The following is an 11029-nucleotide window of genomic DNA, read 5'->3' as shown; positions in this document are numbered from 1 at the left end:
TTCTCGGTGGGGGTGGGCAGGGTGGCGCTCACTTGGCACCGCCTCCCAGCAGTTCGGCGGCCTTCTCGCCGACCATGAGCACTCCGATCATCGGGTTGACGGCGGGCATCGTCGGGAAGACGGACGCGTCGGCGATCCGGATCCCCTCCAGGCCGCGGATCTTCAAGTCGGGCGTGACGACCGCCAGTTCGTCGTCGGCGGCGCCCATCTTGCAGGTGCCGGCCGGGTGGTAGACGGTGTGCGCGACCTTGCGCGCGTACTCGCTCAGCTCCTCGTCGCCGGTCACCTCCGGTCCGGGGCAGACCTCGCGCTTGAGCCAGGAGGCCAGCGGCTCGGTCCTGGCGACCTCGCGGGCGATGCGGATGCCGTCCACCAGGGTGCGCCCGTCGTAGTCGTCCTCGTCGGTGAAGTACCGGAAGTCCAGGGCCGGTTTGGCCTGCGGGTCGGCGCTGGTGAGGTAGAGGCGGCCGCGGGAGCGGGGCTTGGGGATGTTGGGCGTCATCGACACGCCGTGGGCGGGCCGCTCGTAGCCCAGCCGCTCCGGGTTGTCGGTGAACGGGATCTGGTAGAAGTGGAACATGAGGTCCGGGCCCTCGGAGTCCGGGTCGCGGCGCACGAAGAGCCCGGCGTCGCTGTCCATCGCGGAGTTCTCCGGGATGGGTCCGTTCGTCTCCCAGACGATCACCGACTCGGGATGGTCGAGGAGGTTCTCGCCGACGCCCGGCAGGTCGCGGACGACCGGGATGCCGAGGGCGTCCAGGTCGGCCTTGGGCCCGATGCCGGAGTGCAGCAGCAGCCGCGGGGTGTCCACAGCGCCGGCGCACACCACGACCTCCCGGCGGGCCGAGACCAGCTTCTCCGCACCGTCCTTGGTGCGCACGCGCACCCCGCGGGCGGTGGCGCCGTCCAGCTCCAGGCGGTACGCCCAGGTCTCCAGCAGGATGGTGAGGTTGGGCCGCTCGTCCATGACCGGGTGGAGGTAGGCCACCGAGGCGGAGGAGCGCTTGTTGTCCTCCGGGTGGTACGCCAGGTCGAAGAAGCCGACGCCCTCGTGGAACGGCCGCGCGTTGAAGCCCTCCACCCGCGGCACGTCCAGGGCCTCGCGCGCCGCCTCCACGAAGTCGCGGGCGATGGCGTTGCGGTCCTTCGCGTCCACCGGGACGATGTTGTTCAGCAGCCTGTCGTAGTACGGGTCCATGGCGGCCGCGTTCCAGCCGGCCGCGCCCGCCGCCTCCCACTCGTCCCAGTCGGACGGCAGCGGCTTGAACGAGATCAGCGTGTTGTGCGAGGAGCAGCCGCCGAGCACCCGGGCCCGGCTGTGCCGGATGTGGGAGTTGCCGCGCGGCTGCTCGGTGGTCGGGTAGTCGTAGTCCAGGTCGCCGCCGAGCAGGCCCATCCAGCGGCGCAGGGTGAGCACGTCGGGGCGGTCGACGTCGGAGGGGCCGCCCTCGATGACGGCGACGGTGGTCCCGGGGTCGGCGCTCAGCCGGTGGGCGATGACGGAACCGGCGGTGCCGCCGCCGACGATGACGTAGTCGTAGACGTCGGGGGCGTCGCCCGGGTCCTTCGGGGGCCGGTCGTAGACGTGGTGGTACGCGGCGATCATGCGGCTCTCTTCTCCTCGGCGCTCGGCGCTCGGCGCTCGGCGCTCGGCGGAAGTCGGTGCGGGCGGGGCCGGCCGGGTCGGCCGGCCGGTCCGTCGGGCTCTTCGGGCGCTCAGCCCTTGAACCACCGCACCGGGCGCGGGGCGAGGTTCTGGTAGATGTGCTTGGTCTCGCGGTACTCGGCGAGGCCGGCCGGGCCCAGTTCGCGGCCGATGCCGCTCTTGCCGAAGCCGCCCCACTCCGCCTGCGGCAGGTAGGGGTGGAAGTCGTTGATCCAGACGGTGCCGTGGCGCAGCCGCCCGGCGACCCGGCGGGCACGGCCCGGGTCGGCGGTCCACACGCCGCCGGCCAGGCCGTACTCGGTGTCGTTGGCGAGGGCGACGGCCTCGTCCTCGGTGCGGAAGGTCTCCACGGTGAGCACCGGGCCGAACACCTCCTCGCGGACTACCCGCATCTCGCGGTGGCACCCGTCCAGGACGGTGGGCCGGTAGAAGTAGCCGGCCTTCAGGGCGGGCTCCAGGTCGTCGGGGCGCTGCCCGCCGGCGCGCAGCACCGCGCCCTCGGCGAGCGCGGAGGCCACGTACTCCTCGGTGCGGGCGAGCTGCCGGTCGGAGACCAGCGGCCCGCACTCCACGCCGTCGGCCGTGCCTCGCCCGAGGCGGATCCTCTCGGCGCGGCGGGCGAGTTCGGCGACGAACCGCTCCCGCACCGACTCCTCGACGATCAGCCGGGAGCCGGCCGAGCAGACCTGGCCGCTGTGGATGAAGGCCGCGTTCAGCGCCTGGTCCACGGCGGTGTCGAAGCCCTCCTCGGTGGCGCAGGCGTCGGCGAAGACGACGTTGGGGTTCTTGCCGCCCAGCTCCAGCGCGACCTTCTTGACCGTGTCGGCGGCGGCGCGCATCACCTTCGTACCGCTGACCAGTCCACCGGTGAAGGAGACGAGGTCCACGTCCGGGTGTTCGGACATCCGCGCGCCGACCGGGTCGCCGGCGCCGGTGACCAGGTTGGCGACGCCGTCGGGCAGCCCGGCCTCGACGAGCAGGCGGATCAGCGCGACGGTGGTCAGCGGGGTGATCTCGCTGGGCTTGAGGACGAAGGTGTTGCCCGCGGCGAGCGCCGGGGCGACCTTCCAACTGGCCTGGAGCAGCGGGTAGTTCCAGGGAGTGATCAGGGCGCAGACGCCGACCGGCTCGTGCACGACGGTGCTGTGGACCTCGGGCGACCCGGCGTCCACCACCCGGCCGCCGGACTCGCCGGCGACCAGGTCGGCGAAGTAGCGGAAGGCGTCGGAGACGCAGTCGACGTCGACGCGGCCCTCCTCGACGGTCTTGCCGGCGTCCCGGCTCTCCAGCAGGCCCAGTTCCTCGCGGTCGCGCTGGAGCAGGTCGGCGACCCGGCGCAGCAGCGCGGCGCGCTCGGCGACCGGGGTGGTCGGCCAGGGGCCGTGGTCGAAGGCGGCGCGGGCGGCGGCGATCGCGGCGTCGGTGTCGGCGGCGCCGCCCTCGGCGACGACCGCGAGCACGGTGGCGTCGACGGGGTCGAGGATCTCGCGGGTGGCGCCGTCGGCGGCGGCTCGCCACTCCCCGTCCACGTGGAGGGTGTGCTGGTCGGGCACGTGCTGGTCGGACACGTCGCGTTGCCTTCCGTTTCCTGTTCCGAGACGTCCGAGATCCGGTCCGGGGCCTTCGTCCGGCGGTTCTCGGGCCTTTCGGGCCTTGCGGGGATTGCGGTCGCACCGGTACCGCGCGAGCGGCACCGGAGAACGTCCTCCCTGCCCCGAGTGGCGCAAGGCATGCGCGAACGTGGGTTTGCTCACTTCGAGAAGGGGTAGCGCCGCGCTCGCTGTACGCGACGGCCTTCCTCCTCGAAGCCGCCGATCCGATGAACCGGCTGGCCCGATGAACCGACCGGTCCGACCGATCCGATTGATCAGACTGATCCGATCGGATGGTGATCCGACCCGGGCCCGGCCGGTCGCCCGCGTCCGGCTCCGGGCGGCCCTAGGGTCCCGGCATGCGCGCCAGCGAGGACCGCGACCGTCCCGTCCGTCTCGTGCCCGTCGACCACCTGCGCGCCGCCGCCGCGGTGCTGGTGGTGCTCTACCACGGCTGCCAGGTGCTCGGGGCGAAGCTGGACGGGCGGGAGTTCCGGCCGGCCGCGGACTGGCTGTACTCGGCGAACCCGGCCGCGACGCTGGTCTTCGAGGGGCACACCGCGGTGGCGCTGTTCCTGGTGCTGTCCGGCTTCGTGTTCACCGTCGGCGCGGCCGGGCGGCCGGTGCGCTACGGGCGGTTCCTCGGCAACCGGGCGCTGCGGGTCTATCCGATGTACCTGCTGGTCGCCCTGCCGGGGCTGGCCACCCAGGTGTCGCTGCCGGGCTGGCGCGAGCTGCTGGGGGTGCTGACGTTCGCCGCGCCCGCGCAGCCGTACGGCGGGGTGTTCTGGACGCTGGCCGTGGAGGTCCAGTGCTACCTGCTCTTCCCGCTGCTGCACAGGCTGCTGACCGAGCGCGGTCCGGGCGCGCTGGTGAGGCTGCTGGCGGCGGTGGGCGTGGTGCGGGCGCTGGTGTGGCTGAGCAGTCCGGCGGCCGAGCCGCACACCGCGGCCCTGTACCTGGGGCTGGCCGGGCGGATCGACCAGTTCCTGCTGGGCATGCTGGCGGCCTGGGCGTACCTGCGCCACCGGGAGAGGCTGCGGGCGGCCCGCCGGGTGCTGCTGCCGGCGGCCGGCGCGTTGGCGCTGGCCCTGCCGTGGTGGTTCAACCAGGTGCGCGGCTTCCTCTCGGACAGCCCGCTGAAGGTGGGTTGGAGCACGGCGGAGGGCGCGGTGTGGGCGGTGGTGGTGCTGGTGTACGTGGCCGGCGGGCCGGGGAGCGGGCGGCTGTCCCGGGCGGCGGCCCGGCTCGGCGAAGTCAGCTTCTCGGTCTACCTGACGCACTTCATGGTGCTTGCGGTGCTGGGCGAGTACGCGCCCGGATGGCCGCTCCCGGCCGGACTGCCCCCGCTGGCGGCGGCGTTCTGGCTGACCCTGCTGGTGGCGCTGCCGGTGACGGTGGCGGTGTCCTGGCTGACGTACCACGCGGTGGAGCTGCCGTTCCTGCGGCTGCGGCGCCCCTGCACGCCCACGCCCCGCGTGGAACTCCCGTCGCCGGAGACACCGCGCCCCCGGCAGCGCGAGGCGGCCGGGGGCGAGGAGAGGGTGGCGGGCTGACCAGGGGTCAGATCAGGCCGAGACCGCGCACGGCGTCGCGCTCCTCGGCCAGCTCCTGCACCGAGGCGTCGATGCGGGTGCGGGAGAACTCGTTGATGTCCAGGCCCTGGACGATCTCGTACTTGCCGTCCTTGCAGGTGACCGGGAAGGAGGAGATCAGGCCCTCCGGGACGCCGTAGGAGCCGTCCGAGGGGATGCCCATGGAGGTCCAGTCGCCCGCCGGGGTGCCGTTGACCCACGAGTAGACGTGGTCGATGGCGGCGTTGGCGGCGGAGGCGGCCGAGGAGGCGCCCCGGGCCTCGATGATCGCGGCGCCGCGCTTGGCGACGGTCGGGATGAAGGTGTCGGCCAGCCACCCCTCGTCGTTGACGGTCTCGGCGGCGTTCTTGCCGGCGATCTCGGCGTGGAAGATGTCCGGGTACTGGGTGGCGGAGTGGTTGCCCCAGATGGTCAGCCGCTTGATGTCGGAGACGGCGGCGCCGGTCTTGGCGGCGAGCTGCGAGATCGCGCGGTTGTGGTCCAGGCGGGTCATCGCGGTGAAGCGCTCGGCCGGCACGTCCGGCGCGGCGGCCTGGGCGATCAGGGCGTTGGTGTTGGCCGGGTTGCCGACCACCAGCACGCGGATGTCGTCGGCGGCGTGGTCGTTGATGGCCTTGCCCTGCGGCTTGAAGATGCCGCCGTTGGCCTCCAGCAGGTCGCCGCGCTCCATGCCCTTGGTGCGCGGGCGGGCGCCGACGAGGAGGGCGACGTTGGCGCCGTCGAAGCCGACGTTCGGGTCGTCGGTGATCTCGATGCCGCGCAGCAGCGGGAACGCGCAGTCGTCCAGCTCCATGGCCGTGCCCTCGGCGGCCTTGAGGCCCTGGGGGATCTCCAGCAGGCGGAGCTTGACCGGCACGTCCGCGCCGAGCAGGTGGCCGGAGGCGATGCGGAAGAGCAGTGCGTAACCGATCTGGCCGGCCGCGCCGGTGACGGTGACATTCACGGGAGTGCGGGTCATGGCGATCTCCGTAAGACGACTGGCGGTGGGGGTCCCTGCCCCGGGTGCTGGACATCCCCTGTGATCGATCGGTGTCTCGACGTGAAGAGATATCCCGCGGTCAGGCTATCCGACCCGGCGGGGGCTCAACCCCCGCACCCTTGTGTCACGGCTCACTGGACGCCGGTACGCCGACGGGACGCCGCGCCCACGCCGGCCGAACCGGCCCTTGAGGGTCGCCGGGGGTCGCCGGGGGTCGCCGGAATGGTCACCTCCGTGCCACAGCCGCCGGAAATCCCTTGCCCCTTCCTTGGCCGGTGCATGACCCTCATGGAGCAGCGCCGCGGGCGCCCGTCCTGCTCGGGGGAGAGGACGGACGCCCGCGGTGGAGACCCGCCCGCACGCCGGTGGCCGGATCGATCCGTGCGTCGTGGTCCGACGCGCGAGCCCGGGGCCCGGTCAGCGGACCGCGAACTTGACGGCCTTCTCCAGGAGCGGGATCTCCAGCCACGGATCCGGCTGGGTCATCAGCGCGAAGAACACGATCGCCGCGCCCAGCAGCCCGTACGTCGCCATATCGGTGAACCGCGACCGTACGGCGAGCATCCCCACCGACGGCAGGACCCGGCGCAGCACCGCGCCGGTCAGCAGCGCCGCCCCGGCGAGCAGCGCCCCGACCCGCGGGGCCTGCGGGAACGGGTCCAGCCCGATCACCAGCAGGCCGAGCCCGACCACCGAGAGCACCAGCAGCAGCGGCCACTGGCGGGCCGGGGCGGGGGCGTCCCCGGGCGCCGCCCGGCCGCCGCCCTCGGGCCGCGCGGTGTCCAGCGTCACCGCCGGCGGCCGCCGCGACCCGGTCCCGGCGGCCGGGACGCCGTCGGCCGACACACCGCCCTCGGCCTCGTCGGAAGCGTCGGCCTCGCCGGGCTCACCGCTCCCGAGCCCGGGGACGGCGTCGGGGCCGGGGGCGTCCCGCCCAGGGGCGTCCTGCCCAGGGGCGTCCTGCCCGGGGGCGTCCTGCCCGGCGGCGTCGGGGCCGCCACCGGCTGCCGGCTCGGCCACGGATGCGGCCGCCGGCGCCGCGGGCCGGGCCTCCGGCGCGTGGCCGGTCGTGGGCTCGGCCTTCGCAGGGGGCCCGGCCGCCGCCGTATCCGCTTCGGCCGCCGTCGCCGGCTCGTCCTCAGCCCGTACGCCCATGGGTCGCCCTTCCTCGGTCCGTGCGGCTCAGACGATGTCGGCCGCGGCGGCGCGCTCGGCCGCGTCGACGACGTTGACCAGCAGCTGGGCGCGGGTCATCGGGCCGACGCCGCCGGGGTTGGGCGCGCGCCAGCCGGCGATCTCGTCCACGCCCGGGTGCACGTCCCCGACGATCTTGCCGTTCTCGTCGCGGCTGACGCCCACGTCCAGCACGGCCGCGCCCGGCTTGACGTCCGCCGGCTTGATCAGGTGCGGCACGCCCGCGGCGGCCACGATGATGTCCGCCCGGCGCAGATGCGCGGCGAGGTCCCGCGTACCGGTGTGGCACTGGGTGACCGTCGCGTTCTCCGAGCGGCGGGTCAGCAGCAGCGGCATCGGGCGGCCGATGGTGGTGCCGCGGCCGACGACCACGACCTCGGCGCCGTTGATCTCCACGCCGTGCGCGCGCAGCAGCGTGATGATCCCGTTCGGCGTGCAGGGCAGCGGCGCGGGCTCGTTGAGCACCAGCCGGCCGAGGTTGGTGGGGTGCAGGCCGTCGGCGTCCTTGGCCGGGTCCATCAGCTCCAGGATGCGGTTCTCCACGATCCCCTTGGGGAGGGGGAGTTGGACGATGTAGCCGGTGCAGGCGGGGTCCTCGTTCAGTTCGCGGACGACCGCCTCGATCTCGTCCTGGGTGGCGGTGGCGGGCAGTTCGCGCTGGATGGAGGCGATGCCGACCTCCGCGCAGTCGCGGTGCTTGCCGGCGACGTACTTGTGGCTGCCCGGGTCGTCGCCGACCAGGATGGTGCCGAGACCGGGGGTCGCGCCCCGGGCCTTGAGGGTGGCCACGCGGGCGGCCAGTTCGGACTTGATCGCGGCTGCGGTGGCCTTGCCGTCGAGAATCTGGGCGGTCATGGGGCCATCCTCTCGGATGACCCCGTCCCGGTTCCACTTCGCACCGGCCCGCCCGCCGGGTCCGGTACGGCGGCATCCCGCCCGCAGGTCGGCCGAGGTTGCACTTGCACAACGCCTCCGGCAACCGACTGGACAACCGGTCGGACGAGCGACCACGATGATCGGCGCAGTGCCGCGGGCAGTGCAGGGGGGCAGCACCGCAGGAAACGGGCACAGACGTTCCTCCGCGCGGGCCGCGCCGTCCCCGCACCACAACGGAGGAACCCGCCATGAGCTTCGGCGACCCCAACAACCCCTACGGCCAGCCCCAGGGGCAGCCCCAGCAGCCCGGCTACGGCTACCCGCAGGGCCAGCCCCAGCAGCAGCCGGGCTACGGCTACCCGGCCGCTCCCCCGGCCCCCGCGTACGGCGGCGGCTACCCGGGCGGACCGGTCGAGATGCCCGGTGGCGTGAAGGCCGCCCGCGTGATGATGTGGGTGATCGCCGGCCTTCAGCTCGTCGGGATCGTCCTGCTCTTCCTGGCCGTCGTCGCGGTCAACAAGCTGAAGGAAGACCCGGAGCTCAGCACCTCCACGGACTTCAACCAGTTCGCCGACTTCGGCACCGGCGTGCTCTACGCGCTCATCGCGCTGGCGGTCGCCTACCTGGTGGCCTCCGTCATGCTGGCCATCCAGTGCGCCAAGGGCGGCAACGGCGCCCGCATCGGGATCATCGTGTACGCCGCGGTCGGCCTGGTGCTGAGCCTGTACCCGTTCTTCCCGCTGAGCCTGGTCCACCTGGTGCTGCTCATCCTGGTGATCGTCTTCGTCGCCAAGAACGACGGAGCCGCCTGGTTCAAGCGCCCGCGCCACTGACCCGCCGGACCACACGCGGCGAAAAGGCGCCCCCCGTCGCTCCGGGCGACGGGGGGCGCCTTCGTGTCGGCCAGGCGCCTTCGCCCCGGCCGACCGCGTCTGCGCCTCACGCGGCTCAGTGGAAGAAGTGCCGCGTCCCGGTGAAGTACATGGTCACGCCGGCCGCGCGGGCCGCCTCGACCACCTGCTCGTCGCGGACCGAACCGCCCGGCTGCACCACGGCCTTCACGCCCGCCGCGGTCAGCACCTCCAGCCCGTCCGGGAAGGGGAAGAACGCGTCGGAGGCGGCGTACGAGCCCCGGGCCCGCTCCTCGCCGGCCCGCTCCACCGCCAGCTTCGCCGAGTCGACCCGGTTGACCTGGCCCATGCCCACGCCCACGCTCGCGCCGTCCTTGGCCAGCAGGATGGCGTTGGACTTCACCGCGCGGCAGGCCCGCCAGGCGAAGGCCAGGCCGGCCAGCTCGTCGGCGGGCAGCGCCTCGCCGGCCGCCAGCGTCCAGTTCGCCGGGTCGTCGCCGGCGGCCTGGAGCCGGTCCGCGGCCTGGAGCAGCGCCCCGCCGTCGATCGGCTTGACCTCGACCGTCGCGGCCGGGGCGCCGGAGGCCCGCAGCACCCGGATGTTCTTCTTCTTCGCCAGTGCCTCGACCGCGCCGTCCTCGTAGTCCGGGGCCACGATGACCTCGGTGAAGATCTCGGCGACCTGCTCGGCCATGGCCTTCGACACCGGCCGGTTGACCGCGATCACGCCGCCGAACGCGGACAGCGGGTCGCAGGCGTGCGCCTTGCGGTGCGCCTCGGCGACGTCCGCGCCGACCGCGATCCCGCACGGGTTGGCGTGCTTGATGATCGCCACGCACGGCTCGTCGTGGTCGTAGGCGGCCCGGCGCGCGGCGTCGGTGTCCGTGTAGTTGTTGTACGACATCTCCTTGCCGTGCAACTGCTCGGCGCCCGCCAGGCCGCCGCCCTCCTCGGAGAGGTAGAGCGCCGCGCCCTGGTGCGGGTTCTCGCCGTAGCGCAGCACGTTGCCGCGCTCGTAGACCGCGCCCAGGAACTCGGGGAAGCCGGACTCGTCCGCCGGGGCGTACTCGGCGGCGAACCAGGAGGCCACGGCGGTGTCGTACGCGGCGGTGTGCCGGAACGCCTCGGCGGCCAGCCTCTTGCGGGCGGCCAGGTCGAAGCCGCCGCCCTTGACGGCGTCCAGCACGTCGGCGTACCGGCCCGGGGAGGTGACCACGGCGACCGAGGGGTGGTTCTTGGCGGCCGCGCGGACCATCGAGGGGCCGCCGATGTCGATCTGCTCCACGCACTCGTCCGGGGTGGCGCCGGAGGCGACCGTCTCGCGGAACGGGTAGAGGTTCACCACGACCAGCTCGAACGGCGCCACGCCCAGCTCGGCCAACTGCTCGCGGTGGGCGTCCAGCCGCAGGTCGGCGAGGATGCCGGCGTGCACCCGCGGGTGCAGCGTCTTGACCCGGCCGTCCAGGCACTCGGGGAAGCCGGTCAGCTCCTCGACCTTCGTCACCGGGACGCCGGCCCCGGCGATCCGGGCCGCGGTGGAGCCGGTGGAGACCAGCTCGACCCCGGCCTCGTGCAGCCCCCGGGCCAGCTCCTCGAGACCCGTCTTGTCGTAGACGCTGACCAACGCGCGACGGATGGGCTTTCGCGTGGGGTTATTCACCGACATGAACCTTTCGTCCCTCAATGCGGTAGCCGTGCCGGGCCAGACGCCCCACGACCTCGACGAGCAGCGAGCGCTCGACTTCCTTGATCCGCTCGTGCAGAGCGGACTCGTCGTCCCCGTCCCGGACCTCGACCACGCCCTGGGCGATGATCGGGCCGGTGTCGACGCCGTCGTCGACGAAGTGGACGGTGCAACCCGTGACCTTGGCGCCGTACGCGAGCGCGTCGCGCACCCCGTGGGCCCCGGGGAAACTCGGCAGCAGGGCGGGGTGGGTGTTCACCGTCCGCCCGCCGAAGCGCTCCAGGAACGCCTTGCCGACGATCCTCATGAACCCGGCCGAGACCACCAGGTCCGGCTCGTGCGCGGCGACCGCCTCGGTCAGCGCCCGGTCCCACGCGTCGCGGCTGCCGTGGTCCCCGACCCGACACACGAAGGTGGGCAGCCCGGCCCGCTCGGCCCGCTCCAGACCGGCGATCGCGTCGCGGTCCGCGCCGACGGCGACCACGCGCGCCCCGTACCCCTCGGGCCCGTCCGGGTCGGCGGCGATCGCGTCGAGCAGGGCCTGGAGGTTGGTCCCCGATCCGGAGACCAGGACGACGAGGCGGGCGGGGGC

The 11029-nt window shown here is 73.6% G+C and carries 9 protein-coding genes; 2 read left to right on the top strand and 7 right to left on the bottom strand.

The window, feature by feature from the left end:
• Positions 1 to 28: 28 nt before the first annotated feature.
• A complete protein-coding gene (locus tag C6N75_RS12950; RefSeq protein WP_105869036.1) occupies positions 29 to 1606 on the bottom strand; it encodes a GMC family oxidoreductase in 1578 nt (525 codons plus the stop codon).
• A 110-nt stretch (positions 1607 to 1716) separates the two neighbouring features.
• The gene (locus C6N75_RS12945) at positions 1717 to 3234 is read right to left on the bottom strand and encodes an aldehyde dehydrogenase family protein (RefSeq protein ID WP_105869035.1); all 1518 of its coding nucleotides are present in this window, start codon (positions 3232 to 3234) and stop codon (positions 1717 to 1719) included.
• A 383-nt stretch (positions 3235 to 3617) separates the two neighbouring features.
• On the opposite strand from C6N75_RS12945, the gene C6N75_RS12940 reads away from it, so the two are divergent.
• Positions 3618 to 4814 carry an acyltransferase family protein gene (locus C6N75_RS12940; protein ID WP_105869034.1) on the top strand — a complete coding sequence of 399 codons (1197 nt, stop codon included), beginning with the start codon at positions 3618 to 3620 and terminating at the stop codon, positions 4812 to 4814.
• A gap of 7 nt (positions 4815 to 4821) precedes the next feature.
• Here C6N75_RS12940 and C6N75_RS12935 read toward each other — a convergent pair whose 3' ends face one another.
• The 3 genes from C6N75_RS12935 to C6N75_RS12925 all read right to left on the bottom strand — a co-directional run bounded on the left by C6N75_RS12935 (position 4822) and on the right by C6N75_RS12925 (position 7881).
• Positions 4822 to 5811 (bottom strand): malate dehydrogenase, encoded by a 990-nt coding sequence (locus C6N75_RS12935; RefSeq protein ID WP_105869033.1) that lies wholly within the window; start codon positions 5809 to 5811, stop codon positions 4822 to 4824.
• 438 nt (positions 5812 to 6249) lie between these two features.
• Complete coding sequence (locus tag C6N75_RS12930; protein WP_105869032.1) at positions 6250 to 6987, bottom strand: DUF3017 domain-containing protein; 738 nt, start codon at positions 6985 to 6987, stop codon at positions 6250 to 6252.
• 27 nt (positions 6988 to 7014) lie between these two features.
• Entirely contained in the window at positions 7015 to 7881 is an 867-nt protein-coding gene (locus tag C6N75_RS12925; RefSeq protein ID WP_105869031.1) for a bifunctional methylenetetrahydrofolate dehydrogenase/methenyltetrahydrofolate cyclohydrolase, read from the bottom strand.
• A 269-nt stretch (positions 7882 to 8150) separates the two neighbouring features.
• Between C6N75_RS12925 and C6N75_RS12920 the strand changes: the two genes are divergently transcribed.
• Positions 8151 to 8735 carry a hypothetical protein gene (locus C6N75_RS12920; RefSeq protein WP_105869030.1) on the top strand — a complete coding sequence of 195 codons (585 nt, stop codon included), beginning with the start codon at positions 8151 to 8153 and terminating at the stop codon, positions 8733 to 8735.
• A 115-nt stretch (positions 8736 to 8850) separates the two neighbouring features.
• Here C6N75_RS12920 and purH read toward each other — a convergent pair whose 3' ends face one another.
• Positions 8851 to 10419 (bottom strand): bifunctional phosphoribosylaminoimidazolecarboxamide formyltransferase/IMP cyclohydrolase, encoded by a 1569-nt coding sequence (gene purH / locus C6N75_RS12915; protein ID WP_105869029.1) that lies wholly within the window; start codon positions 10417 to 10419, stop codon positions 8851 to 8853.
• Positions 10406 to 11029, bottom strand: a 624-nt coding sequence (gene purN, locus C6N75_RS12910; protein WP_105869028.1) for a phosphoribosylglycinamide formyltransferase, incomplete at its 5' end; no start/stop codon positions are given. The genes purH and purN, both read right to left, overlap by 14 nt.

This window comes from Streptomyces solincola, assembly GCF_002982015.1.
Taxonomy (GTDB): Bacteria; Actinomycetota; Actinomycetes; order Streptomycetales; family Streptomycetaceae; genus Streptomyces; species Streptomyces solincola.
This window is presented reverse-complemented; position numbering and strand designations above follow the sequence as displayed.

Bases quoted from the DNA above. Each gene is read 5' to 3' on its own strand.
- C6N75_RS12950 (WP_105869036.1), bottom strand. From the start codon at position 1,606: ATGATCGCCGCGTACCACCACGTCTACGACCGGCCCCCGAAGGACCCG.
- C6N75_RS12940 (WP_105869034.1), top strand. From the start codon at position 3,618: ATGCGCGCCAGCGAGGACCGCGACCGTCCCGTCCGTCTCGTGCCCGTC.
- C6N75_RS12935 (WP_105869033.1), bottom strand. From the start codon at position 5,811: ATGACCCGCACTCCCGTGAATGTCACCGTCACCGGCGCGGCCGGCCAG.
- C6N75_RS12930 (WP_105869032.1), bottom strand. From the start codon at position 6,987: ATGGGCGTACGGGCTGAGGACGAGCCGGCGACGGCGGCCGAAGCGGAT.
- C6N75_RS12925 (WP_105869031.1), bottom strand. From the start codon at position 7,881: ATGACCGCCCAGATTCTCGACGGCAAGGCCACCGCAGCCGCGATCAAG.
- C6N75_RS12920 (WP_105869030.1), top strand. From the start codon at position 8,151: ATGAGCTTCGGCGACCCCAACAACCCCTACGGCCAGCCCCAGGGGCAG.
- purH (WP_105869029.1), bottom strand. From the start codon at position 10,419: ATGTCGGTGAATAACCCCACGCGAAAGCCCATCCGTCGCGCGTTGGTC.